A 25301-nucleotide genomic window follows, 5' to 3' on the forward strand; every position below is an offset into this window, starting at 1 on the left:
ACAGCAGGTAACCCCAAGCTCTCCGTCTATTGCGTACGCTTAAAAGAAAAGCATTACTAGTGCAGAGTACCCTACTCTAAAATGAGGAACTGCAGTTTTGTCCGCACAGCGGACCTCCGCGCATCGCGCAGCGAAATGATCCGCCATGAAGTCCCCTCTCATTGATTGCAAAGCAATCAACTGCCGGGCAGCGATAGACCAAGTATTGTTTGGCGCATCAGGCACGGCCAGCGGTTCAGGTTTGTCCCGCTTCAGGCGCTTTTTAGGCTTGATCCGCAGGTTCAGCTCCAGTTAGCAGTAGATCCGCCTGACGGTGATTGCATACAATCACCGTCAGGCCAGTGGGATAAACGCGTTTGTGGTTCCAGCAGTAGCCCTGCACGTTGCGCAGAGGCTTTGTTGCACAAATCCAATGAGGGGTGTGCTTCCCCTTTCCCCAGACGGACTTATTCTACTGGCTCTGTGACAGGTATGCCTAGAGCAGTGTAGCGGTTTGGTCTTGTCACGGTTTAGTTCCCGTCTCTTTCGAGCAATGTTTGCTATGAAGGAGATAGAGAATGGCAAAGAGATACACAGATGAGTTTCGGCGTGATGCGGTGCGCATGGCGACGACGAGTGGGTTAACGCGGCCTCAACTTTCATCAGATTTAGGGGTTGGGCTTTCGACGCTGAACAAATGGGTTCAACAGCATCAACACGATGACCTGATGTCAGGACCGCATCAAGACGTTGAGAAGGAGAACACGCGGCTTCGCAAGGAAGTCCGTCTGCTGCGCGAGGAGAGGGAAGTGTTAAAAAAGGCGGCGATCTTCTTTGCAGGCCAAAGCCGGTGAGGTTTGCTTTCATCGACGTCTGGAAAGAAGAATGGCCAGTTGAGTTTCTGTGCCGCGTTATGCGGGTCACATCACGTGGTTTCCGCGCGTGGCGGGTTCGCCCGATGAGCCAGCGACAACGAGATGATATGGTGATCCTAGCTCATATCCGTGAACAGCATCGCTTAAGCCTGCAAAGCTATGGGCGGCCTCGGATGACCGAGGAACTGCAAGAATTGGGATTGAAGGTGGGCCATCGTAGGGTCGGACGTCTGATGGGCGAGAATGGCATCAAGATCATCAGAACCCAGAAGTACAAGGCGACAACGGACAGCAACCACACGTTCAACATCGCACCAAATCTGTTGGATCAAGATTTCTCAGCGACTGGCCCCAATCAGAAATGGGCTGGCGACATCAGCTACATCTGGACAAGTGAGGGCTGGCTGTATCTTGCCGTCATCCTTGACCTGTATTCTCGCCGCGTCATCGGCTGGGCTGTCAGTAACCGCATGAAGAAGGATCTGGCAATCCGGGCGTTAGATATGGCCGTTGCTTTGCGCCAACCACCGGAGGATTGCATTCACCATACGGATCGTGGTTCGCAATATTGCTCAAATGAGTATCAGAAGCGCCTGTCCAAGCACGGCTTCAAGATCTCGATGAGCGGCAAGGGAAATTGTTATGATAACTCTATGGTTGAGACGTTCTTTAAATCCATCAAGGCTGAGCTGATCTGGCGTAACCGATGGGATACACGCCGTCAGGCAGAAGGTGCTATATTCCAGTATATCAACGGATTTTACAATCCAAGGCGCAGGCACTCGTCGCTAGGTGGTAAAAGCCCCTTGGCATTTGAACGAAAGGCCGCATAAAAGAGTTCAGAGACCGGAACGTAAGCGTGACAAGTCCAAACAAACATACCACGCAGGGTGGTCGTCTTTGGTGCAAAAAAACCGTAACAACCAACACTTAAAAGTCCGCGCCGTAGGTCTCTCGTAAAACGTTTTTTTGCACTTTTCCCATAGTATTACGCGGCAGCTGTGCGACCATTATTAATTTGCTGGGTTGTTTAAACTTGGCAAGGGATTGCGCAATATTGCGGGAAATCTGGTCGAGATCCGGCATACTACCCTTTTTGGCTACGATCAGGGCGATTATAGATTCACCGAGATCAGAATGTGGGATCCCAATTACGGCGCTCTCCAGGACATCTTGCTGATCATTAATCAACATTTCGATCTCTTTGGGGTAAATATTGTACCCGCCTGCGATGATGAGGTCCTTATCGCGACCAACGATTTTGAGATATCCATCTTCATCAATCTGACCTAAATCACCAGTAATAAAGAAGCCGTTTTCGCGTAACTCCTCCGCAGTCTTTTCTGGCATTTGCCAATAGCCCTTGAACACATTTGGCCCACTTACTTCGATCTGGCCAATGTCACCGTTGGGCAAGGTTTTCCCTGTCGCAGTGTCGGTAATTTTAAGCATAACTCCCGGCAAAGGAAAGCCCACTGTTCCTGCCCGCCGCTCACCTTCAAAAGGGTTCGACGTGTTCATATTGGTTTCTGTCATACCATAGCGTTCCAGTATGCGGTGACCCGTGCGCTGCTCAAAAGCCACATGGGTCTCGGCCAGTAATGGTGCACTGCCAGATATGAACAAGCGCATGTGTTGTGCGACCTGCATGGAAAAACGCGGATCATCCAACAGACGAGTATAAAATGTAGGGACGCCCATCATCGTCGTCGCACGGCACATATGTTTGATCATAAAATCGGTGTCGAATTTCGGCATAAAGATTAACGACCCACCTGCCAAAAGTGTGATGTTGAGTGCGACAAACAACCCATGGGTATGGAAGATTGGTAGCGCATGCAAAAGAACGTCATCAGCAGTAAAACGCCAAAACTCTGAAAGTGTTTGGGCGTTTGACAGCAAATTAGATTGCGTCAACATTGCCCCCTTAGAGCGGCCAGTCGTGCCCGACGTATAGAGTAACGCAGCAAGATCGTCGCCGTCGCGAGAAACTGTGGTGAAGGAGTCGGATTGGTCGTCCGCCAATACAGCCAAGCTGCCACCACCTTCAGAATTCAACGTTTCCAGTCGAGCACCAGTCGATTTAGCAACGACTTTCATTTCCCTACTTCGTATCTCTTGACACACAAATAAAGCAGCGCCGCTATTTTCAACAAAATAGATAACTTCATCCGACGTGTAGGCAGTATTAAGTGGTAAGAATATTAATCCAGCCTGCACACAGGCAGCGTAAAGTGAAACTGCATCAGGAGATTTGTCAATCTGGACTGCGACACGATCACCAGGCTTTAGGCCCATTGCGATGAACAAATTTGCAAAACAAGAGCTGCGAGCAAGAACTTCAGCGTGACTTATTACGTCGCCATTAGCCAAGCGCAAAAATGGTGTCGACTTTCCAGAATGTCGGCCGAACAGCGTATCATAGAGGAGATTGGCCATAACAGGGCTCCTTAAGTATCAAGTTTTTCAGCAGCTTGAGCCAGTGCTTTGATGTCAGATGATGCCGCTATTACAAACGACCCAGCAAAGTGTTCATGATTTTGGGCATTAGTTGAAAGATCATAAAGGTAGTTTACCATAACACCTCGTGACTGAGCTTGGCCTTTAATGGATGTATTGGCATCAGCATGCACAGCATGAACTAACGCTCCATTTCCAAGGTGGAATCGTGCGACAGGATCAAGTGGAGAGCCGTCCAGTCTCTTTGCTTTAATTAGATAGGCTGCGGCAAGTGATGGCAGCCGTTCGTCCGTTGCAACGTCTTCTAAATTTTCAACCTTGAGCCATTGTGTGAAACCAGGAATTGGCGACAGTGTCACAAATGTCTTAAGACTCAGTAACTGACTAGAAAGATCATCCACTACTTGTTTAATCAACAGATTACCAAACGAGATGCCAGCTAAACCAGCTTGGCAATTAGAGATCGAGTAGAAAACAGCGGTATCAGCGTTTTCTTCTTCAAGCACGTCGCGCTCCTCAGCGAGTATTTTTTGGATTGATCTAGGGATACCCTTGGTTAATGCGACTTCAACAAATATCAGCGGCTCATCCGGCATTGCGGGATGGAAGAAAGCAAAACAGCGCCTGTCAGGCGGTTGCATACGCCTACGCAACGCACTCCAGCTATCGATGGTGTGTACTGCCTCATATTCGATAATCTTTTCAAGGACATGCGCAGGGCTTTCCCAATTAATTGGGCGCAAAACAAGGAATCCCCGGTTAAACCAAGATGAGAAGAGATGTCGAAAATCAAGATCAAGTGCGGACAAAGAGGCATCCGTACGCGCCAACTCTAATAAATCTTGACGCATTGCCACAAGGCTGCCTGTCGCCCTTGGCACCTGATTGAGCCGTCGAACCAATTCCTGCCTTGCAGGTTCCGCTACTTCCATAAAACTACGGTAGTTGATCCTCGAAGGATCAGCTTCGTAAGCCTCAAGTGCCGCGCGAACATCAACAGGGTCAATATCTAGACCCGTTGCTAGGTACTTAAAAAAATCTCTTTTCTTGGCTTTACTCATAGCGGTGTAGCGGTCAAGAATTTGACGCGCTAAAGTCATACCCCGCACTTCGCCACGACTACCAATTAAGTCCAAAATCAGCTTTGCAATTGGTCGGTTGTCCAATTTTGTGTTAGGCGTAGCCTTTGTTGAACGGTCAAAAATTGTAGATAAAAGATCAGCCAGTAGACTCATATTGTGCCTCTCAATACATATTCAGCCAACCAAGTTGCGTTGATTATACTTCCCGAGACGCCGATTGTGGAGGTAATAAATTCCAATACCACCAGCAATACCAACCACGTCTGTTAAAATGGCTGGCTCAATCAAGAGAACACCGCTCAGGACCAAGACAGCGCGCTCAATTCCGCTGAGCGGCTGCTTGATTGCCCCAGCTGTACCCAACGAAAAGAAAGTAACACCTAGCGCAGTTGGGACCGATGCCACAACGATTTCCATTGGTTCTCCTAGCAAAAGAAGTTCTGGGCGCAGAACGAAAGCATAAGCCAGAAAATAGGTTGGTAGCGCCATTAACATTGCAAGAAATCCTGTTTTAAAGGGATCAGATTTAGCTATGCCAGCAGCGCCAAAGGCGGTCAGCGCAACAGGAGGTGTAATTCCAGCAAAGTTGGAAAAATAGAATATAAACATATGTACTGCGATTAGAGGAAGGCCCAGCTGGCTCAAAGGCGCAGCGACAACGGCCGCCGTAATAATATACGCTGCCACGCCAGGCGTTCCCATCCCAAGCACAATCGTCACAACCATAGTAGCAAAGAGAGCAATTAAAGTAGACGCGCTGCCAAGCTGCAGTATAACCCCAGCAATTGTGATGCCCCATCCAGTGATAAGGATCGTGCCGACCAAGATACCCGAAACAGCACAAGCAATTCCGATATCGATAGTCTGACGCGTGAGCCCGTTGGTGAGCTCCCGTAGGTTTGGCACATTATAAGCGGAACGGTTCGACACCATGCCACCGATGCACAGAAGGGCACAAGCCTCCAACACGCCACGCTCTAAGGGGTAAAGCGTCATAATCCGCCAAACCAACCAGCCAAGCCCCACAAGCACCGGCCAATACTGCAACACAAGACTGCCAACACTTTCCGTTTCAGGTGTTTCTGTCACCTCGATGCCAAGACGGCGAGTGAGAGCAAAGAGATATGTACCAACAGTAAGATAATATAAGAGAGCGGGAATTATCGCGGCGGCTACAATTGTGAGATAGGGCACCCCTGTATATTCTGCCATGATCAATGCGCCCGCGCCCATTATTGGCGGCGTCAGGGCGCCCGCTGTTGAGGAAACAGACTCAATTGCTCCGGCCTGACGACGCGAAAAGCCAGCCCGAATAATCCATGGTATAGTAAACTGTCCAGTCACCATAACGTTGGCCATGTTTGAGCCAGAAAGCGATCCAAACAATGCTGATGCGATCACAGCCATATAGGCAGGGCCACCGCGCAAGCCGCCTGCGGCCGCCATGGACACTCTCATAAAAAACTCACGGCCGCCCGCCAATAGAAGGCACTGGCCAAACAACAAAAAGACAAAAATCCAGCGCATCGCGACCTGTACCGGCTGCGAAAATACACCGAGCTCAGTTTGGAACATCGAACCAACAACACGGCGGACCGACAATTGTGGAACGATGTGCCACTCAGGCGGAAGATAATTAGCAGATACGCAGATTAGCAACGCGGTGAGAGCAATCCCAGGCAGGATCGGACCGATCACCCGTCGCCCTGCTTCAAGTAACAGCGTCAGAAACAAGATTCCGACAGCAATGTCTTCTTGAGAAGGCACACTTCCCCGTCGTAAAAATTGTACGAAGTCGACGTAAAAATAAGCATACAAAAATGGTATAATTGAAAGGCCTGCCAGCGCCCAATCTATTAGCACTACGCGATCACGTTCTCCAGTCCCTTTGGGATTAGAGAGACCAAATCCGATGAACGCCATAGACATCACTGCGCATGCAAACATCAATGCATGAAGATATGGGCTGATTGGCTCAATATAAAGAAAGTAGAGTTGCCCGGCGATGAAACCGCCGGACATAATCTGGAACACAAGCCCATCAACGCCCCCAAGACGCCGAGCAATCATTCTGCACCTACTTGGTGATGTACTAAAGAGGGAGGGCAAGTGTGAGTCATGATTTACCTCATAGACCTTCAAGAATACCAATTTCGACGAAGTAACGTTGGGCTCCGGGATGGAAATCCATCAATACTGCTTGCATCCGTACAAGTTCCTCATCGAGGAATTCTTGGGAGACGTGGCGGATAACCAGCTCTTCTTTGTTTTCCCAGACAGCCTTGACCATCGCGTACGCGAGATCATCAGGCAACGAGGTGGTTGCCCAAAAATGAGTTGCTCCACCGGTCCAGAGCGCATTGCCCTCTTGCCCTTCATAGAGATCATCTCGCAAGTAACCCGCGTGGAAGTAGGGATAAGCTTTTGTGACCATTTCCATGTCTGCCTCCGCAAAAGGCACGAAACGTAGACCGCGTGTTGCCGCTTGCTCTGATATCCGGCCAGTTGGGTGCGCGGTGCCCCAGATGACTGCATCGGCCATGCCAGAAGAGAGAGCGCCAAACATTTGATCAACGGCGCTGCGCTGCACATTTTCAAAGTCGTCATCCGTTAAGCCCATTGCTGTGAGCGTCTGTGAGGCGGTCGCTTCGGCACCTGATCCAATTGGTCCGATAGCGATCCGCTTACCGACAAGATCACGAAATGTCTCTACGTCACTATCCGCAGGGACCATCGTGCCAATTTCCCAAGTATAACTAGGAAAAAGTGCAACAAGTTGTTCTTGTGGATCCTCGCCATCGGCCGCAAATTCGCCATAGCGCAGTGAATATGCAGCAAGAGAATTTCCGTTGGCCAATTCAACTTCGCCAACGGACAGTAGCCGTGCATTCTCTAATCCGCCTTGTGTCGCGGTGAGCGCAATGGAAATGCCAGGAATCTCTCGCTCAATTATTTCCTTGAACCCCACTGAGATTGGGTAGATTGCATGCACAGGCTGCGATGCTGCCATGCGCAACGAGACATTATCACCCGGCGTCCAGTCTTGTGCCGAAAGCGGTAACGCCACTGTAGTGAGTGCGATTACCGAAAGAAATTTCAGATGTTTCGTAATCATAGTGTTATTATCCTTTAGTTGACGGTTTCGTTTCGTTTCGTTTCGTTTCTTTAATATTATTGTCTAAAGTGGTTCACGTTCACGGGACTGTTTTTGCTGCAGCCAGCCTTGCCTCGAACATTGGTGGCCAGCCTCCCGCCATAATTATGGCGCGAGCATGTACTGGTATCGGAGCGAAGTTTAACTCTTCGCCACTCGTCACGTTTATGACCGAGCCTGTTTCGAAATCTACTCGCAGAATGTCACCCTGTGTGGTTTGCGCGCGCAACCCGGGACAACTCGGCAGCAAGGGAACCCCGGCGTTGATCGCCAAGCGGTAGCTTGCACTAGGTATACTTTCAGTCAGGAGCCCGATTCTTGCACCTTGCAGGCCAATGAATCCTTGAATGTGTGGATTGCCTTGGGCGAACCGACGTCCAGTCACGATCAGGTCGCCCGGAGTTAATTGACCGGCAAGCGCTTCATCCAGACCTTTGAAAATTTGATGGCGCAAGACCTCCGGATCACTCTCCCGCGACAAAGCGAACTCCAGCGCCATCAGATGCCCATCATTGGCAATGTCATTCCCAAGGATGAACGCGCGACCTTCCATCTGCATTGCTATTTTGATCATAGCACCGTCCCCGAAAGAAAACGTGCATCTGTAATTTTACCTGTGATAGCGGAGGCTGCCACGGTTGCCGGACTTGCCAGATATAGAGTGGCATCATGTGCCCCAAGACGACCTGGATCATTTCGTGTACCAGTCCCAATCGAGACCTCCCCAGGTGCTACTGGACCGATGCGCCCACCAGCGCAAACACCGCACCCCGCCTGTGTGATAATGGCGCCCGCTTTGATGAAAACCTCCATCAGTCCCTCTTGAGCCGCAGCGCTTGCAACTTCCTGAGACACGGGTGTGACGAATAGACGAACGCGTGGGTTTACCTGCCTTCCTCGTAGCAATTCAGCGGCAACCCGCAGATCAGTCAACATACCAGATGCACATGAGCCAATATATGCGTGATCAATCTCGCGTCCGGCTACTGTAGACACATCAGCTACGTTCTCTGGTCGCGGTGGCAGAGAGACTTGGGGTTCGCAGGTGCTTAGGTCCACTTTAACCACCGCACGGTAGCGTGCATCGGTATCCGCTTTCAGCAATTCCACCGGCTCTGAGCAGCGTCCCGCAAGATAGTCCGTTACAATTTTGTCAGGCTCTACAATGGATGATCTTGCTCCAATCTCAGTCGGTGTGTTGCAGAGCGTATACCGAGCATCTATCCCCAGACCTGCCGTGCCTGCACCACCAAATTCGATAACCGCATCATCCACGAGTTCGGGGTCCAAAGTGACAAGGAGCCTTTGCGCCACATCGCGAATTGACACGCCTTGCTGCATTCGGCCGGTTAGCTCAATGCGGACCGTCTCTGGAACAGTTTGCCAAACTGATCCCAGTGCCAGAAGCTCTGTCACCTCGGTCAGGACCGCGACTCCATAAGCCCCGACTGCACCAAAATTTGTCACATGAGTATCATAGCCCGCAATAAACATTCCAGGCCTTACAAGGCCGGTCTCTACGGGAAACACATGTCCCAAACCGCTGCGGCCTACATCGTGAAAGTGTCCCACATCATATCGTTTAGCAAAATTACGGACCCGCTGCTGACGGATTGCAGCACCAGGTGATACCGCCAAGGGCTCGTGGTCGGTCGAAATCAACACACGACTGGGATCAAACAATCGCTCAACACCAAACGCCTCCAGGGCCGCTCCAGCATTGGCGGCGTACCAATCATGCATTGTCACCAGTTCGGCCTCGGGAAATACTAAGGCACCTGCATAAAGATTCTGTTTGCACACGCGTGAAAGAATTTTTTCAACAATCGTAAAACCTCTTTCACTCATACCTCGGCTCCCATTTTAACCGACAAGGATTGTGCACAGATTTTGAGTGCCAATTTTATTTTCATCAAAAGTTCTGGCGTATTGCGCTCTTGAGGCAGTGATACCGAGATGCCTGCGATAACCTCCTCGGAACTTCCCCGGATCGCGACGCCAACAGCGACGATATTTTCGAACATTTCGCCACGGCTCCATCCAAAGCCTGTGTCCATAACTGTCTCGAGATCTTGCCTGAGCGCTTGAGCGTCCAACTTGCGCTCAGGGTCCGTTGGCATTGTATCGAGCGCAGTAAGGTAAGCTGCAATTGCTGACCCACCTTCTGTCGCAAGCATCGCTTTGCCACTAGCCGAAGCGTAAAGTGGGCCGGAGTGGCCAAGCTGCAGTGACAGCGATGGCCTGTAGGGATTGGGATCGTCTATCTTGGCGACCACCAAGATCATATTCTTGCGGCGGACCGTCAGAGCACAAGCCTCTCCAATTTCCTCAGATAGCTGAGCCAATAAGGGCCTAGCGCACTGAACGAGATCAAGCCTTCCTAGATAAGATTGGCCAAGCCGAAGCGCAGCAAATCCAACGAAATAATGCCGGGTCGCCGGATCCCACTCCACGAAGTTACGTGCGACCAAAACGTCCAGTAAGCCCGTTAAACTACTGCGCGGAATTGCGAGCCGATCCGCGAGGTTGGCATGGGACAGTCCTTGCGGATCAGCTGCCAGTGTTTCCAGAATGTCGATCGCTCGACTGGCTGATTTTACCATCGTATTGCGCTTCGCCTCTTAATGATTCACATATGTGAATGGTATTCGGTATGTTGACATTTAGAGTATGCTTAGATACTTATTGTCAAGAAATTTTTTCACAGCTTTCGACAAGGTTGGATATGTTCAGTAATACAAAGCTATTTCGTCGCCTGATGTCCGGCGCTGTTTGCTTTCCGGCACCCGGCGTATTTGACGGCTTTTCAGCGCGTCTAGCTGAGCGTACTGGAGCGCAAATACTTCACGCCAGCGGAGGAGCAATTTCGCGTGCGATCGGTTATTCAGATACGGGTCTGGTGACCATGACTGAAATGCTGGGACGCATAGACGAGATCATCGCTGCTTGTGATGCGCCGGTTTTCGCGGATGCCGATACAGGCTTCGGCAATACGACGAACGCAGCACGGACCGCCCGATGCTACCATGCCGCTGGTGTCGCTGGGCTGCATGTTGAGGACCAGACCTTCCCTAAGCGTTGTGGACACATGAGCGGCGTGACAATCATCCCCGCGCAAGAAATGGCCGATAAAATCAACGCTATGAAAAATAAGGTCGGTGACGATATGCTGATTGCGGCGCGCACTGACGCAGTTTCCGTCGAGGGACTAGATGCGGCGCTGCACCGTATGGACCTTTACGTTAAAGCCGGTGCCGATATGGCCTTTGTCGAAGGTATCACTAACATTTCAGAGGTGCGAGTCATCGCGGCCGCTCTTCCCAGCGTTCCGCTCGTTTTCAATCAAGGCAATGCATCGAGTGGTGGTGCTATCAATCTTGATGCGCTCGCGGAGAACGCCGTCCGTATTGCGCTTTATCCTGGCGACCTCCAACGCGGTGCAGGTTGGGCAATACAAGCGACGATGGAGGCCATTTTGAAAACAAACTCAACCGTGTCTGTTGCCAATCAGATGTTCACAAATGCAGAACGCGACGGCTTGTTTGACCAAGACTAAATATGTGACGCAATGATATTGCGACACTCAAAAGGAAACGGTATTTTTCATGTCTGTGATAGAGCTCGCCAAAGCCACACTGGAACGCATTGCAGCCGATGAAGATCGGATAAGAGCGTTCGTGCATATTGATCATGACACAGTATATGCCGAAGCAAAACGCCTTCAGAATACAGGTACAAAAGGGCCATTGTCAGGAGATGTCATCGCGATTAAGGATCTCTTCGACGTAGCAGGCATGCCGACACGATGCGGCTCAGCCATCTACGGAGAACACCAAGCACAGCGCGACTCTGCGGCGGTTGCGTCAATCCGAGCGGCAGGCGGCCTTATCGTAGGCAAGTCAGTCACAACGGAATTCGCGTACATGACGCCTGGTCCAACACGCAATCCCCACAATTTTGACCGAACGCCCGGCGGCTCGTCTAGCGGGTCGGCCGCATCGGTTGCGGCGCATTTCGTTACCATGGCGACCGGGACACAAACGGCTGGATCTATAATTCGCCCAGCCGCTTTTTGTGGCGTCGTCGGCTTTAAGCCAAGTTTTGCATCAATCAGTCGCAGCGGTTTATCTGTTTTTGGGGAAACATTAGATACGATTGGAGGATTTTCTCGTGATGTCGCGACTGTATCAAGGTTTGTGGGCGTCATGGCAGACCGGCCTGGACTTATTACGCCAGAGCGCATTAGAGTTCCCAAACTTGCACTTTGGCGCACGCCCGATGCGGATCAGGCAGACGACGCCGCATTGGCAGAACTGGAGCGCGTAGCGAATGCAGCTGCACGTGCGGGTGCTGTCGTAACTGAATTTGTGGGCGGATCAGGGTGGAGCGCTCTACTGCAAGCCCATACAACTATTATGGCCCACGAAGGAGCGCGTTCCTTGGGATATGAGTTTACCGCACATCCCAACCTGTTAAGCACTTCTCTTCATGACTTCTTGTCCAAGGGCGCAAAAATTGATGGTGAAACTTATCTTAAAGCTCGACAGATCTCTATCCAAGAGAGCGCAAAACTACTCGTGGAAATGTCTAGTTTTGATGCAATTTTGACCTTGAGCGCGGTTGGTGAAGCGCCATGCTCTACAATAAGCACTGGTAACCCGCACTTTAACAAGGTTTGGACTCTGGTGGGCGGGCCAGCCTTTCATCTACCTACGGGCACAGGGCCGACGGGCATGCCTCTCGGAGTCCAAGTTTGTTGTGCCCCGCAGGAAGATGAGCGTGCCGCTGCCGTAGCCTTATGGTTGGAAGCAGCGATAGGATATTGTTAAGTGGCACTTTCAGAAGAAACCTGTTTGAGATGGACAGGGCGCTTTCGTAGCATTTGAGGGTGACAAAACACAGCCCGTTTTGCCACTTCAAGACATCCTCAGAAATCATTCGCCTGGTCACCGGTGCGTATCACAGATCTGGCTTTGTTTGGCGCGCTCGGCATTACGTTGATTGGGCAGGCCTTCCGCTTTGCACCCGCTGCGGTAGTGGCACGGTAATCCCCCCATTTTTAATGGGGCTCGGCCGTAGAATTCACGCGGCTGTTTTCAGTTTCATTGTGGGTGTGATGCCGCCGATGCCCATGTTGGGTCTCTCATTGTTGTAAGTCCAGAGCCATTCAGTTGCTTGTTCTTGTGCCTCCTCGATGGTTTCAAAGATGTATTGGCTCAGCCATTCGCCGCGAATGGCTCGATTGTAGCGCTGGATATAGGCGTTCTGCTGAGGCTTGCCTGGTTGGATATGTTCAAGCCGAACGCCGTGTTTCTCGGCCCATGTCATCATGGTCCCATTGATGTATTCTGGGCCGCTGTCCGTTGCCTGACAGTTGATTGCAAAGCAATCAATGAGAAGGGACACGTATGGTTTGGGGTTTGCCGCACCACTCGATGATCTGGTTCAGGCTCCGGACGACGCGTTCTGCGGGCAGCGAGACGTCCACGTCAATGCACAAGCCTTCACGATTGAAGTCATCCAAGACGTTAAGAGTTCGGATCGATCTGCCGTCTGCAAGCTGATCCGCCATGAAATCCCCTCTCATTGATTGCACAGCAATCAACTGCCGGGCAGCGATAGACCAGGTCTCGTTTGGTGCATCAGGCACCGCCAACGGCTCGGGTTTGTCACGTTTGAGGCGATTTTTAGGCTTGATCCGCAGGTTCAGCTCCAGTTCGCAGTAGATCCGCCTGACGGCCAGTGGGATACACGCGTTTGTGGTTCCAGCCGTAGCCCTGCACGTTGCGTAAATATAAAAAACACAACCCAAAGCCCCACGTGCGCTTGTTCTTGGTCAGGCGTTCCAGCCAATCTGCTCTCTCCTCATTCTCATCACTCAAGATCGGGCTGTACCGATAGCAGGTCTCGCTGATTTGGAAGGTACGGCAGGCAAGTGCGATACTGGTGCCCCGCTGCATGACTGCATTTATGGCCATCCACTGAACGGCAGTGAATGGCACATTCACCGAGAGGGTATCGTCGGCGAGACGGCCTTATCGCTTTTTTCCGAGCGCCTCCTTCAGAAGAACGTCTCGGACATACTCATCTCAGCATACATCCTCTTGAGACGGCGGTTTTGCTCGGCCATGTCCTTCATCTCGGTGATCAAGGACGCATCCATGCCGCCGAACTTGGCACGCCACTTGTAAAAACTGGCGCTGCTCATCCCATGCTCTCGGCACAGATCAGAGACCGGCGTACCGCCCTCCGCCTGCTTCAAAATGCCCATGACCTGTGCGTCGCTAAATCGCGCTATCTTCATCAAAAATCTCCTCAGATATCTTGCTGAGAAAATTTGAGTTTTGAATGCCAACAATTTGGGGGGGATTACCTAAGCATACTGTCTAAACTGGGTCTGGTTGCGTTTCGTAACAACCGTCGTGAGGTGTGTCTCACTGATACATTACCTCTGTTCAAACTACGTGGCCCGATATGGGCATTGCAGCTATGGCTGTCGACGTCTTATACCCAAAATTTTTCCAATATTTCGATCAAAACACCCTAGCTTTTTCCGCAAATTAAACAGCGGTCTATTTAAATATTCTTTTTTCTTTACTGCCCTAAAAGATACTTAGAATACGCCTTTATATTAAAAAAACTTCTATTTTACCTCGATCAATGCTTGCACAAAAAAACCCATTTTTGGACACTAAATTGTCAATTTATACCCATAAAATAATATCTAACTTTGATATTGCCAGAGGATATTGAGGGTTTTTTCATCCATGGGCGATCTGTTCCTAGCGCAGCTTGTTACTTAACAGCACTTGAAATGAAAACAACTTGAGACTGCGGCGTTTGGCATTGTGTTGTTGGACATTATTTTAATCTAACCGGAAAAGATGCCCCTTATTATGAATATTAGCATAGAGACCCAAATCAACACGCACACACCAAGCAACCAACAAAGCCCACAGAACACCGCGCTGAGCGATGACGGATGGGTGATCACATCGATGTCCTACGCTCAGGATGGCGGCGGTTGGGACGTCTATTCCCGCAGCGTTGACGTTTTACCTACGGTGGGTGGCGACGACACAATCGATGGAACTGCTGCCGCTGATACCATTACCTTCACGTCCTTAAGCACTACAGTTAACGCGGGCGAAGGGGCCAATACGATCACGGGCACGTCAGGCAACAACCTGATCATTGCCGGTTCCGGTGCTGATACGATTACCTTCACATCAGGCAACAACACGATCGAGGCTGGCGATGGCGCGAATACAATTACTGCTACGGAGGGCGACAACACGATTACTTCTGGTACCGGCGCCGATACGATCACCGTGACATCTGGAGACAACACAATCCATGCTGGCGACGGCGCGAATACAATCACTGCGACGTCAGGCTCAAACACCGTTACCACGGGCTCTGGTGCCACCACCATCACGACGAGCGGATTAGCCGGCGGTGACCACATCATGACTGATGGTCCAATGTTGTTCGACTTCGTCTTCGACGAGGGACTCGAAATTGACGGTATCGGTGATTTTGATGCGTTTGATAGAATCCATATCGCATCAGGCGGCAACATGATCACCTCGGGTAGTGGTGCTGATACGATCACCGTTACATCCGGCGACAACACAATCCATGCTGGCGACGGCGCGAATACAATCACTGCGACGTCAGGCTCAAACACCGTTACCACGGGCTCTGGTGCTGATACAATCACCGTTACATCCGGCGACAACACAATCCATGCTGGCGACGGCGCGAATACAATCACTGCGACGTCAGGCTCAAACACCGTTACCACGGGCTCTGGTGCTGATACAATCACCGTCACATCCGGCGTCAACACGATCGAAGCTGGCGACGGCGCGAATACAATCACTGCGACGTCAGGCTCAAACACTATTACCACGGGCTCTGGTGCCGACACCATCACGACGGGCGGATTAGCAGGCAGTAGCAATACGATCAACGCTGGCGACGGAGCCAATACAATTACAACTGGGGATGGGAGCGACGTGGTCACGGGCGGTAACGGTGTCGATACGATCACGACGGGCGGCGGCGATGACATCATCAATGCCGGTGGCGGTGACGACATCATGACTGGCGGTGCGGGGTCGGATGACTTCATCTTCGAGGATGGATATGGGAATGATAGTATCATTGACTTTGATGCGCTTGATGGCGACGAAGATATCATTCTGAGCAACGTGACCGGCATCACAGACTATTCCGATTTGACTGCGAACCACCTTACAGCCAACGCATCAGGTGATGCAGTGATCTTTGATGGTGCAGACACAATCACCCTAACCGGCGTGTTGATAGCCGATCTGGATGCGACTAATTTTATCTTCTGATCCCACCCCTATTTAGTCCCTGTGCCAGTTGTAGCACGGGGCTGACGACTTAATATTTGTCTGCTTTAGGCGGCTATGGCAAGAAAAGTGCGTAGACAGGCTTGAATAACCATCCAACAAAGCCCAACCTTGAATGCATCAAATGGGCCTGCAGGACAGCTTACGCCGTGCAACTCTAGGACCCAAACTCGTTGGGCCATTTGATCTTATGACTGGCGATGCGGCCGAGCACATCAGTGAGCTATGCTTGTGAGACGACACCATTCAGTTTGGCGGTTTTTTGTTAACTGACAATTCTTTGCGATGTTTGAATGTCTGGACTGCGCACGCTGCAACGCGGCAGGAAAAAACTGATCAAGGGCAGCAATGGGCCTATTCTGTTGAAAAACTCGAAAAATAGGATTTCGAAAATTCCCGCCAAAAGCACGCCCTTGCGAATACTCAAAGAAGATTGCCCCGAATGGCTCCAAAGAGACGCAACAGCGTTTTGAGCCCTCTTTTTTGCCGAACCCCTCGCCGAAGTATCATAGTTGCGCTGTGCGGAGGACTATTTTCGAATTTCGGTCAAAATTGGAGTTTTTCAACAGAATAGGCTCGTAGCCGCCTTACGAATTTCTTTTGAACAACAGCTTTTTCCGCCCATAGGTGCACGTTTCGGGAAAAACGATTTGAACTTTGGCCAAAAGCCATCACTGCGAGAAATGCTCTAAAAGCTTACACATAAGCTATTGAATTTAAACAGATTAAAACCTTTAATCATCAAAATCACTCAATCTCCTTTTTAACGAAGGTGGAACGGTCATCATCCACCAAATACTCCCTCTCACTGGGAAATAAAATCTGCGCGTGGGGGTGATAGTGGGTCTACGGAAGCTTAGTTTGAAGCGATCAGCCCCCCCCACCCCCCCAAATACCGACGCCGTGAGGTCCCAGTAGTTGAATGTTCCAGAATGGTGTCTCGATGGAACGTAAACTGATTGGGAGTGATGTCGCTGGGACAGCTATTTGTCCCAGCTAACTCTTTGTTATTTATATACTTATATCAGTGTTACAGTAGACTAGAGAAAGATATTAGATGGTTGGATTGTAGAAATGGTTTATGGTTATTGGCTTAGGCTCAGGACCCATTAAACTACTTGATGCTAATATTACTGCGTGATTCAAAGTCCCAAATCGTGGGGGTTAGAATGAGCAATCTTTATTGGCTGAGTGAAGTGCAGATGGATCGGCTTCGGCCTTACTTTCCGAAGAGCCGAGGCCGTGCACACTGAGACGATCGCCGCGTTCTGAGCGGGATTATTTTCATTAACCGCAACGGGGCGAATGACGGTTCGGGCCGCGGGCCCGATGAAACGTCCAGTGGACGTTTCAAGGCATGAGCGGGCGGAGCCCCGGTAATCGCCCGTCTACGGTGGTGTGATGCGCCTGCCGAATATGGGCGGCCGAAGACTTTGTATAATCGTTGGAAGCGCTGGAGTGACATGGATGTGTTCGCCCGGATCATGATGGGACTGGCCGAGCAGGCCCCAGACAATAAGACAATTTCGATCCCCTCTCATCGAAACTGTGTTTCGACTGCCGGGCAGCGGATCGAGGATATGACGCTGAATGGTTCCGAGAAGGCCTTATAGACAAGGGAACTCGCCCCTCTATCCCTAGACGCAAATCACGCAAGACAACCATCAAATACCCCTTTCGTGACATTGCTTTGCAATGCACTGCCGGGCAATGGATAAGAGACGCGACAAACGACGCAACCGTATCGAGCGCATGTTCGGCAGGATCAAAGACTGGAGACGCGTCGCAACACGCTACGACAGAAGCCCAACAGTCTTCCTCTCCACCATCATGCTCGCCGCCACCGTTATATTTTGGTTATGAGTCCTGAGCCTAGATGTCACACCCGCCAGAACCCAGTATATTATTTATTTTTCAATGCCTTATGTGTGACAGTATTTCAGATTTGGGACACAGGCGACCCGACCTCAATCCTCATTGAAAATGAGTGACGTAGGAACAGTCAATACTCGTTGCTGTTTTCCTCGGCCGAACCGAAGTGCCGACGGAGGCTTTTCAACGCCGCTGATCTTAAGCAAAACTGAAACATGTGCGCCCTTTCGCCATTTCGTTTGGCCAAAAAGCATCGCAGCCGGTGAACTCGGCCCTGACCGAACCGCGAAGACTTTCTTTTTCGCGCACACAAAGATGCCATGACGAGCAAGCGCAGCTTCGGGGGCCGCAATGTCACCACTATCAGATTTCCCAAAAGCTGCTTCCAGCAACTCTCTAACTGATCGCTTTATGCCATGATCAAGATTGAGCGTTGAGCACAGCAAAAAATCGAGAGCATCGCCTCCCTCGGAACTCTCCTCATCTTCACGACAACCCAAAATCATTGCAGTCATTGCTTCAACAAGATTCGCCAGACGAAGTTCGTTGTTTTCACCATCAAACAAGAAAAGGTCCAGATCAGTCAGGATTGTTGAGGCCGTGTCTGCCTCCCGGGTATCAGCACCAATCGATCTTGCTTTTGCCGTGAATATGGTGTGTTCCGGTTACGTGGTTGCTCACAAAATTGAATGCCCTTGTCCGTCAGAATTGTGTGGATCTTGTATGGCACCGCTTTCAGCACAGCCTCCAGGAACTCCCAGGCCGTCTTGCGATTTGCTTTTTCTACAAGCCGTGCCACGGCAAACTTGCTGGTTCGGTCCCTCTCGTGACATCGCTTTGCGATTCACTGCCGGGCAATGAATGGCAACAAAGAGATAAAGTTTTCCTTCGTTGGTGCGCAACTCTGCAATGTCGATATGAAAATATCCGATCGGATAGCGTTTGAACTTTTGTCGTTTCGGCTTGTCGCCCTCCATATCTGGCAGTCGGGATATCCCATGCCGTTGCAAATAACGATGCAGGGAAGATCGCGTCCCCCTCTCATTGCTTGCTCCGCAAGCAACTGCCGGGCAATGGATGTGGGATAGTTGGCTGCAAGGCATAAAGACAATCATCCAGCGGTAGGAGCGTATGACGTCGAAAAGAGACGATCATCGCCTCTTCACCCGCGCTGAGAACGGTCGAACTGGGGTCCGTGGGGCCAGTCTTGCGGTCTTCTACAGTTTTGCGCTTGCGCCATTTGGAGACCGTTTTGACATTTATACCAAGTTCTCGACTCAAAGCTGCGGTCGTAGCTTGCGATCGCTGTATTGTTGCTCTGATGGCGTGCGTAGTCGTGGCGCAGCCATGACGTATTTGTCCCATAATGCTTCCTTCCATTCCAAAGAATAGACCGCACCATCAAACCATGGGATCAAAAACCTAGGTAAAGTCAGATTGTTCCATCCCGATATGAAATCAGGATCGTGCGATGACTCTATCCGCGTCTAACCTGGAGCAGATCCAATGCGAATTGACAAAATCGTGTCCTTTGAAATGAATGTCTGCATGGTCTAGCCGACACTGAGTTTTGACTAAATCTAGGTGAGGACGTTTCGCATCGCAGTCAAATCGATCCGTTGCGCCGTCAAGTGGGCAGTTTCCCGAGGGCAACCGCTGAAAGCAGCCATTCATTCAATGGAGAGGAGCGACGGCTCAGTCTGGCTGAGCTGTCGTTGGCGCATGTTCCAAAAGGAGGCTTTTTGAACGCTCACCAAGGTCTGCAGTGCAGGGTCATTTTAACGGGTCACTTCAAGCGTAGAGTTGTAGCTCATAACAAAGCTCCTTTTGATTCGTGTAACTGGCGACTTTTGGTCCCGCCAGCCTCGGGTATGATTTAAGGCGCAAGGTCGAAAAACAGGATTTTGGCGTCTAGTGCTTGATCAAAGGTCAGCGTGCCAGATCCGTCAATCGCCAGCCCGTCACCTTTGTTCAATGCAACGTCGTTGACCCGCTCGTTGCGGATCACCCGTGTGGATCGTCCCTTGCGCTGTCGAGATATGAGCGAATTTCGGCAAGCCGTGGTAACATCGCTTCAATATCACGCAGCTTCAAATGCACCGACATGGCGGCCATATCTGGCGCCAAAGAATTAATTGCATCGTTGCGAAATGCGCGACCCGCATCGGTTAAATCCACCAGCTTGGAACGTTTGTCTAACGGGTTGGGGTTCATCACAATCCAACCCCGTTTTTCCAAAAGCGATAGGGTGTGGCTCAGCGTTGTTTTGGGAACCTGAAACGCGCGGGCAATTGCCAACGGGGTCTGCCCCTCACTACGCCTGCTGAGATGATTGAGCACAGCAAAGTGAGAGACCAATACCCCCTTAGGCAGCCGCCCCTCAAACAGGGTGCGGCTGAGTTGTTCGATAATGCTGATTTCGTTGAACAGTGCAAAAAGCACATGCAACTCTGAAGCCTTCTTATCCGACAATCTTTTCCTCCAAGGGCCATCGCGGACTGGCCGGGGTCTGTGGGCCATATCCCAGTCGCGCCCACATTTGCACAGTTCCACCCTCGGGAGCCAGACGGCGATGAATATCAGCGTAGGAACCTTGCATTTCATGATATTCCTGTAGCGCTTGGCTTAAGGGCTGGGTGGCGATGCCAAGTGCGGTCGCGGCGAGATTGATGCGCACCCAGTCTTGGCCCGCCCGGATCTGATCTTCGCGCGTGTTGGTTGGCGTGACCTGCCAGACATAACCCATCGCGGTATCGGTATTGGCATAAACCGCCATCAGCCCCTGCTGATAAGCGGTCGATGAGGTATCGAGCGCGATCTCGCGGTTGAACATTCCGGCCCGCGACAAACCCTCAAACATTGGTCCAGTAAAGGCGATCCCATCAGGATCGGCGTCAACCTCGTACCGTCCAATCCGAAACAGATCGACGCTTTCTTTGTAGGTACGCGGCGTTTCGATCTCGATGCGCAGCGCCTCACGGCTTAAAATACGCATCTCGTCAACATCGACTTGTGCGTTCGTGGTACTGGTCACGCTTCCATGGATAGCAGCGCTGAAAATGGAGGCTAGGGCAGCGTCTGGCACAGCCCGCGTTATATCAAACGGCTCCTTGAGCGAGCGGCGGTTGGGCACATGAGCAAAAAGTGGATCGGGTGCCGCCACACTTTGCGCAAAGCGACAGATCGCGACGGGGCGCGTATCCAAGGCATCCGGATCGGAACCGTCGGGGAACAAATCAAAATCTACATCTAGACCGTCCTGCAAAGCTGCCATGCGCAAAACCTCAAGGAAACAGCCAAGGCCAATGGTAATCTGGCGGTTGAAAGGATCGGTATGCGGTAACAGACGGTCGGGGTCTACATATAGGACCGCAGTATCGGGTTGGGATAAATCAACCATCCATGGCTGTCGGTTGTGGGGGTTGGGCGCAAGGATCGCCCACGAAAGTGCACGCATGCGCGGGTCATCATATTGACCGGCCTGCGTCCACGGCAGACCTGCCGTCTGGGGCAGACGGGTGATGTCATAGCCAACAGTAGTAGTTGCAGCGACAATGGCACCTCCGCCAAGCAAGGCGAGGGTTTTACGGCGGGAAAGGGACATCTCAAGTTCTCCATATGATACGATATCGCACCATATATAATGCGATATCGAACAATACAACTCCTTTTTTAGGTGATGGTGCTTGAGTAAAAAATGACGTCGTTAATGAGCGAGTCCTAGCAAGACTGCTGCACATATCAGACTTGTGCCAAGACCATCTCTAGATACGTGGCCGAGCGATTGCATGAGTTCCACAGTTAAGAGGTCTGTAACGGAATATTCTGTCAAGACTGCAAAAGGTGGTCCACGTAAGTGGTTAGTGTGGGTGGTAGAGTATCTTTAAGTACCTGAAGTGAAGGACTACCGGCTGACGCCGGCAGCATCATTTAGAGGAATGCAATTCCAGATACTGTGTGATGACGTCGTCAGTCACATTTCCAGAGGTGGTTGAGAAATATCCGCGTGCCCAAAACCGCCTGCCCCAGTAGCGCTTGCGCAACTCAGGGAATTCCATCTGGATGCGGCGCGACGAGCGGCCCTTTATGCGTTGCATAACGTTGGACAGGGACAGTTTTGGTGGGATCGACAGGAACATGTGCACATGATCGCGTCCCAGCACACCTTTCACGATATGGACGCCCATTTCAGCGCATGTTTGCATGATAATCTCACGTATCCGCTCTCGCATCGCACCCTGCAAAACCTTGTATCTATATTTTGTGACCCACACGACGTGAAATCTGTGGTAAAATCGCGTGTGCGCGGAAGAGGAATAACGCATGATCTTCTTCCCTGAAGCTGACCGGCTAGAAGCCGGTGGTTCGATCCATTAGGTGGAAAAAACTAATAATATTACAGCATGTAATTCATATTGTAGTGCGTAATGTATAGCACTGCGTTGTGGCCCATCAGGACTTAAACTTACGTTCACATACATAAATGTCTAGCTAAAATTGCCCGTGGAGCCACGAGCAGATTTCCTTTTGCGGCCATCAGCAACTTAAATCGTGGATTCGAATTTTTATGGCCTTCAACTCGATGCAAGAGGCACACACCCGCTCTTCAATTTCTAGTGACGGGTTAAGAATAAAGACCGTTCGTAGGCTGTTACCCTATAATCGGTATAACCCCGTTCCTGCCACGATTGAATCTGCGCAGGCATCCGCGACTTTCAAACGATATTGTTCGCTTACATTGTCGATCCAGCCAGCTTCGATTACGAAGTTGTCTCGCTGATACCGGCTCTGTTCTTTCAGTAACGTAATCTGTCTCGATTGCTGTTCGGCCTTGACCACGCAGAGCGGCGCAAACGCTTGAACGACCTCTGTTTTCGCCATGGCTACTTGCATATTGACCGCCGCGCCACCGGTTATCCATCCGCCCCTGGAAAACCAATTACCATTGCGGTGACCGCGCCGCCGACTGCACCCTAGATTGCGGGTTTAGTAGATTTTGGACGTGTGGAAGACTAAAAGGATTCATCTACACCTAAAATGGAAGCGCCGTGGCCTTCGCCGCTAACTTACCTGTTTTTCTGTAATGAGCCACAAGGATCAACTGTGGCAACTGAATTGACTATGCGGGTTCCGGCACGACCAAAACAGGACATGGTGCCGACTTGGTAACCCTGCGGGTGATAGAAGAATCCAACAATGCCTCAAGCCAAGACCGGTTCGGGGATCCAACAACTATGATATCGGCATCACATTCATCGGCATAGTCGGCGATCACCTGTTCGATTTGGCCGCCGCGCACCTCAATCTCAGTCTCAACGCTAGACCCACTTTCGACCCTCAACTCAGCGAGTTGCTGAGTGCGATCAGCAATGATTTGAGTATTATCAATGGCAATAAGTGGAACGGAGGTCATCATTGGTCCTGCGGCCATCAACCCTGCCCCCGCATATTGCGACGGGACAACGTTCAGCAAATAAACTTTGCCGTCCGCGACCTCAGCCATGTCATAGGCAATATCCGCGACGTCACGGTTCAAATCTTGGTCGACGGTCGTCACGACCATGATCTGCTGAAAGCGCGCGTTCGGCAGACTTAGATCATCAATGGTTTTAAGTTCTTTAGACTTCTCGAGTTGGATCAGAGCAGCCTGAAGATCGTTGGCATTATATGCTAGGTCGCCACCCTCCATACCCTCAATCGTGGCCTCCGCCATCTGATTTGCGTCAGACGCCATTGACCTTAGGACTTTCTCCTTTTCGCCACGGTTGAGCTTGCCGTCTTTCAGAACAAGATCTGGAGTTTCGTAGTATGGTGACGGGTTCGATATTCTCATTTTCGCGTAGTTGGTCATGGGTCTCCTTTTTTACTCGACGGTATGACAATTGGGTTATTGCAGTTAATTGGCACGGTTTGACCGCCTAGTTTGGTTGGGTCCACTTAGTAACTTTCAAGCCACTTGGACATCATGTCCCCCTGCACGCTTTAGACGCTAATCTCAGGCGGGCTTTCTAGTTAGTATGGTCACTACATACAGTAAAAATGGCAAAAATTCAAGGTTAGCGCTCAAAACAGACATTCGCTGCGCGGGGTGCAGACGCCAGCTTGGCTAACAAAACTACCATTTTTGGCAGGCGCGCCATGACAGAAAATTTGAAAAATCCGCGACACTGTGCACGCGAAGCTGCCTTTCAATGAGATGATGATCAAAATCAGTGCGCTGCTGTGTTTGTGTCCATATCCTCTCCCAGATCTTAGGTGTTCAGCCTATGACAGAAATGCCTTTAATCTTCAGAATTGAGGTCCAAGCCCTACGCTTTTGCAAAGAAAGCTCTCGATCCGCCTTCGGGTCGAAAACAACGAGCTGTTTGCTATCATCCAGACGACATGAAAGGCGGACGCAACGCCAACGGGCGTTTCGTGGGTCTGACAGCATCCGGTTGTCGGCCAAAAACAAGAAAAACTAAGGAGAAATGTGATATGAGACGATTTATGTTAGGCGCCACACTTGCCGTATTGACAGCCCCAACGGCGGTCTTGGCGCAAGATCAATGCGGTGACGTCACAATCACCCAGATGAACTGGGACTCAGCCGCCATCGTTACTGCAGTGTCACAATTCCTCATGGAACAGGGCTATGGCTGTGACGTGACGGTTGTCCCATCTGACACTACGCCAGCGATTGCATCGCTCGCCGAGAACAATGAACCTGATATCGTAACCGAGTTGTGGACCAATTCCACCGGTGACGTCTATAAAAAGCTGCGCGCTGACGGCAACATCGTCGAACTGGGCAGCGTGCTTAATCCTGGTGGTGTCGAGGGTTGGTGGCTGCCGACTTATCTGGTCGAAGACCATCCAGAATTGGCGACAATCGAAGGCATCATGGCCAATCCAGAACTCGTCGGCGGCATGTTCAACAACTGCCCTGATGGCTGGGGCTGCCGCATCGTTAACGACAATCTGATCCGGGCATTCGGCCTAGAGGACAGCGGCATTGAGGTCTTCAATCATGGGTCTGGCGAAACCCTCGCGACGTCAATGGCTGCGGCCTATCAGAGTGAAGAGCCTTGGTTTGGTTACTATTGGGGTCCGACAACGCCACTCGGCATGTTTGACATGACCAGCATCGATCTGGGCGAATATGACCCAGAAGTGCACAGCGCGAACCAAAACGCAGATGCGCCCAACCCAATGGCATCCGCATTTCCGGCAGCACCTGTTCTAACGATCGTGACCAAGGATTTCATGGAATCACATCCAGACATTGCCGAGTTGATGGGCAACGTGACCTTCGAAACGGCCACGATGAGCCAGCTTCTGGCGTGGAAGGAAGACAACAACGCATCTAACGAAGAAGCAGCTGTTTATTTCCTCAAGAACAATCCTGACGCCTGGAGTGCTTGGATTAACGCTGCTGCGACGGAAAACCTTTCCGCGCTGCTGCAATAAGCCAGATCTGGGTGGTGCCTTTCGCACTGCCGAACACAGGCCAACT

The 25301-nt window shown here is 51.0% G+C and carries 20 protein-coding genes and 4 pseudogenes; 7 read left to right on the forward strand and 17 right to left on the reverse strand.

What is annotated here, in order from left to right; genetic code table 11:
• Positions 1-192: 192 nt before the first annotated feature.
• Positions 193-391 (reverse strand): annotated as a pseudogene (locus OAN307_RS28225) (hypothetical protein); the annotation flags it as partial.
• Between the two features lie 166 nt (positions 392-557).
• Here OAN307_RS28225 and OAN307_RS16225 point away from each other — a divergent pair.
• Positions 558-1687, forward strand: a protein-coding gene (locus OAN307_RS16225) for an IS3 family transposase (protein ID WP_085982882.1) whose coding sequence is annotated in 2 segments (ribosomal slippage) — positions 558-792 and positions 792-1687 — 1131 coding nt in all. Because the reading frame shifts where the segments join, the coding sequence is not laid out codon by codon here.
• 97 nt (positions 1688-1784) lie between these two features.
• Here the strand turns inward: OAN307_RS16225 and OAN307_RS16230 are convergent.
• The 7 genes from OAN307_RS16230 to OAN307_RS16260 form a co-directional block, all read right to left on the reverse strand.
• A complete protein-coding gene (locus tag OAN307_RS16230; RefSeq protein WP_015500710.1) occupies positions 1785-3293 on the reverse strand; it encodes a malonate--CoA ligase in 1509 nt (502 codons plus the stop codon).
• 11 nt (positions 3294-3304) lie between these two features.
• Positions 3305-4549: a malonyl-CoA decarboxylase gene (locus OAN307_RS16235; protein WP_015500711.1), complete on the reverse strand. Its 1245-nt coding sequence runs from the start codon at positions 4547-4549 to the stop codon at positions 3305-3307.
• A 21-nt stretch (positions 4550-4570) separates the two neighbouring features.
• Complete coding sequence (locus OAN307_RS16240) at positions 4571-6418, reverse strand: TRAP transporter permease (RefSeq protein WP_245540872.1); 1848 nt, start codon at positions 6416-6418, stop codon at positions 4571-4573.
• A 106-nt stretch (positions 6419-6524) separates the two neighbouring features.
• Positions 6525-7511, reverse strand: a complete 987-nt coding sequence (locus OAN307_RS16245; RefSeq protein WP_015500713.1) for a TAXI family TRAP transporter solute-binding subunit — start codon at positions 7509-7511, stop codon at positions 6525-6527.
• Positions 7512-7590: 79 nt separating this feature from the next.
• Positions 7591-8103, reverse strand: coding sequence for a 3-isopropylmalate dehydratase small subunit (locus tag OAN307_RS16250; protein ID WP_245540873.1), 513 nt, complete (start codon positions 8101-8103; stop codon positions 7591-7593).
• 17 nt (positions 8104-8120) lie between these two features.
• Complete coding sequence (locus OAN307_RS16255) at positions 8121-9398, reverse strand: 3-isopropylmalate dehydratase large subunit (protein WP_015500715.1); 1278 nt, start codon at positions 9396-9398, stop codon at positions 8121-8123.
• Positions 9395-10153 carry an IclR family transcriptional regulator gene (locus OAN307_RS16260; protein ID WP_015500716.1) on the reverse strand — a complete coding sequence of 253 codons (759 nt, stop codon included), beginning with the start codon at positions 10151-10153 and terminating at the stop codon, positions 9395-9397. Before OAN307_RS16260 ends, OAN307_RS16255 begins: the two co-directional genes overlap by 4 nt.
• A 122-nt stretch (positions 10154-10275) precedes the next feature.
• On the opposite strand from OAN307_RS16260, the gene OAN307_RS16265 reads away from it, so the two are divergent.
• Both OAN307_RS16265 and OAN307_RS16270 read left to right on the forward strand, forming a co-directional pair.
• Positions 10276-11106 (forward strand): isocitrate lyase/PEP mutase family protein, encoded by an 831-nt coding sequence (locus OAN307_RS16265; RefSeq protein WP_044043905.1) that lies wholly within the window; start codon positions 10276-10278, stop codon positions 11104-11106.
• Between the two features lie 49 nt (positions 11107-11155).
• Complete coding sequence (locus OAN307_RS16270) at positions 11156-12379, forward strand: amidase (protein WP_015500718.1); 1224 nt, start codon at positions 11156-11158, stop codon at positions 12377-12379.
• Between the two features lie 253 nt (positions 12380-12632).
• Here the strand turns inward: OAN307_RS16270 and OAN307_RS16275 are convergent.
• Positions 12633-13854 (reverse strand): annotated as a pseudogene (locus tag OAN307_RS16275) (IS3 family transposase).
• A 592-nt stretch (positions 13855-14446) separates the two neighbouring features.
• On the opposite strand from OAN307_RS16275, the gene OAN307_RS16285 reads away from it, so the two are divergent.
• From OAN307_RS16285 to OAN307_RS26755, 3 genes and pseudogenes are all read left to right on the forward strand, one after another.
• Positions 14447-15916 carry a beta strand repeat-containing protein gene (locus OAN307_RS16285; RefSeq protein ID WP_044043908.1) on the forward strand — a complete coding sequence of 490 codons (1470 nt, stop codon included), beginning with the start codon at positions 14447-14449 and terminating at the stop codon, positions 15914-15916.
• Positions 15917-16227: 311 nt separating this feature from the next.
• Positions 16228-16407, forward strand: coding sequence for a hypothetical protein (locus tag OAN307_RS29070; RefSeq protein WP_044043909.1), 180 nt, complete (start codon positions 16228-16230; stop codon positions 16405-16407).
• 696 nt (positions 16408-17103) lie between these two features.
• Positions 17104-17797 (forward strand): annotated as a pseudogene (locus OAN307_RS26755) (transposase).
• 104 nt (positions 17798-17901) lie between these two features.
• On the opposite strand, the gene OAN307_RS16300 reads toward OAN307_RS26755, so the two are convergent.
• The 8 genes and pseudogenes from OAN307_RS16300 to OAN307_RS16330 all read right to left on the reverse strand — a co-directional run bounded on the left by OAN307_RS16300 (position 17902) and on the right by OAN307_RS16330 (position 23657).
• Positions 17902-18372: a hypothetical protein gene (locus OAN307_RS16300; RefSeq protein WP_015500723.1), complete on the reverse strand. Its 471-nt coding sequence runs from the start codon at positions 18370-18372 to the stop codon at positions 17902-17904.
• 92 nt (positions 18373-18464) lie between these two features.
• Positions 18465-19171, reverse strand: a pseudogene (locus tag OAN307_RS26760) (hypothetical protein); the annotation flags it as partial.
• Between the two features lie 511 nt (positions 19172-19682).
• On the reverse strand, positions 19683-19814 hold the full coding sequence (locus OAN307_RS29075; protein WP_187292482.1) for a pirin family protein: 132 nt from the start codon (positions 19812-19814) through the stop codon (positions 19683-19685).
• Complete coding sequence (locus tag OAN307_RS16310; protein WP_015500725.1) at positions 19811-20278, reverse strand: MarR family winged helix-turn-helix transcriptional regulator; 468 nt, start codon at positions 20276-20278, stop codon at positions 19811-19813. The genes OAN307_RS29075 and OAN307_RS16310 overlap by 4 nt, the downstream gene beginning before the upstream one ends.
• Positions 20268-21410, reverse strand: a complete 1143-nt coding sequence (locus OAN307_RS16315) for an Acg family FMN-binding oxidoreductase (protein ID WP_015500726.1) — start codon at positions 21408-21410, stop codon at positions 20268-20270. The genes OAN307_RS16310 and OAN307_RS16315 overlap by 11 nt, the downstream gene beginning before the upstream one ends.
• 322 nt (positions 21411-21732) lie before the next feature.
• Positions 21733-22131 carry an IS200/IS605 family transposase gene (gene tnpA / locus OAN307_RS16320; RefSeq protein WP_015500727.1) on the reverse strand — a complete coding sequence of 133 codons (399 nt, stop codon included), beginning with the start codon at positions 22129-22131 and terminating at the stop codon, positions 21733-21735.
• A 331-nt stretch (positions 22132-22462) separates the two neighbouring features.
• Positions 22463-22687, reverse strand: coding sequence for a hypothetical protein (locus tag OAN307_RS16325; protein ID WP_144055600.1), 225 nt, complete (start codon positions 22685-22687; stop codon positions 22463-22465).
• A gap of 238 nt (positions 22688-22925) precedes the next feature.
• The gene (locus tag OAN307_RS16330; RefSeq protein ID WP_015500728.1) at positions 22926-23657 is read right to left on the reverse strand and encodes a universal stress protein; all 732 of its coding nucleotides are present in this window, start codon (positions 23655-23657) and stop codon (positions 22926-22928) included.
• 626 nt (positions 23658-24283) lie between these two features.
• Between OAN307_RS16330 and OAN307_RS16335 the strand changes: the two genes are divergently transcribed.
• Complete coding sequence (locus OAN307_RS16335; RefSeq protein WP_015500729.1) at positions 24284-25255, forward strand: ABC transporter substrate-binding protein; 972 nt, start codon at positions 24284-24286, stop codon at positions 25253-25255.
• The last annotated feature ends 46 nt before the right edge of the window (positions 25256-25301 follow it).

This window comes from Octadecabacter antarcticus 307, from assembly GCF_000155675.2.
Taxonomy (GTDB): Bacteria; Pseudomonadota; Alphaproteobacteria; order Rhodobacterales; family Rhodobacteraceae; genus Octadecabacter; species Octadecabacter antarcticus.

Bases quoted from the DNA above. Each gene is read 5' to 3' on its own strand.
- tnpA (WP_015500727.1), bottom strand. From the start codon at position 22,131: ATGCGTTATTCCTCTTCCGCGCACACGCGATTTTACCACAGATTTCAC.
- OAN307_RS16245 (WP_015500713.1), bottom strand. From the start codon at position 7,511: ATGATTACGAAACATCTGAAATTTCTTTCGGTAATCGCACTCACTACA.
- OAN307_RS16230 (WP_015500710.1), bottom strand. From the start codon at position 3,293: ATGGCCAATCTCCTCTATGATACGCTGTTCGGCCGACATTCTGGAAAG.
- OAN307_RS16235 (WP_015500711.1), bottom strand. From the start codon at position 4,549: ATGAGTCTACTGGCTGATCTTTTATCTACAATTTTTGACCGTTCAACA.
- OAN307_RS16285 (WP_044043908.1), top strand. From the start codon at position 14,447: ATGAATATTAGCATAGAGACCCAAATCAACACGCACACACCAAGCAAC.
- OAN307_RS16255 (WP_015500715.1), bottom strand. From the start codon at position 9,398: ATGAGTGAAAGAGGTTTTACGATTGTTGAAAAAATTCTTTCACGCGTG.
- OAN307_RS16270 (WP_015500718.1), top strand. From the start codon at position 11,156: ATGTCTGTGATAGAGCTCGCCAAAGCCACACTGGAACGCATTGCAGCC.
- OAN307_RS16335 (WP_015500729.1), top strand. From the start codon at position 24,284: ATGAGACGATTTATGTTAGGCGCCACACTTGCCGTATTGACAGCCCCA.
- OAN307_RS16265 (WP_044043905.1), top strand. From the start codon at position 10,276: ATGTTCAGTAATACAAAGCTATTTCGTCGCCTGATGTCCGGCGCTGTT.
- OAN307_RS16325 (WP_144055600.1), bottom strand. From the start codon at position 22,687: ATGGCGAAAACAGAGGTCGTTCAAGCGTTTGCGCCGCTCTGCGTGGTC.
- OAN307_RS29070 (WP_044043909.1), top strand. From the start codon at position 16,228: ATGTCTGGACTGCGCACGCTGCAACGCGGCAGGAAAAAACTGATCAAG.
- OAN307_RS16330 (WP_015500728.1), bottom strand. From the start codon at position 23,657: ATGACCAACTACGCGAAAATGAGAATATCGAACCCGTCACCATACTAC.
- OAN307_RS16250 (WP_245540873.1), bottom strand. From the start codon at position 8,103: ATGGAAGGTCGCGCGTTCATCCTTGGGAATGACATTGCCAATGATGGG.
- OAN307_RS16315 (WP_015500726.1), bottom strand. From the start codon at position 21,410: ATGTCCCTTTCCCGCCGTAAAACCCTCGCCTTGCTTGGCGGAGGTGCC.
- OAN307_RS16260 (WP_015500716.1), bottom strand. From the start codon at position 10,153: ATGGTAAAATCAGCCAGTCGAGCGATCGACATTCTGGAAACACTGGCA.
- OAN307_RS16240 (WP_245540872.1), bottom strand. From the start codon at position 6,418: ATGTCCGGCGGTTTCATCGCCGGGCAACTCTACTTTCTTTATATTGAG.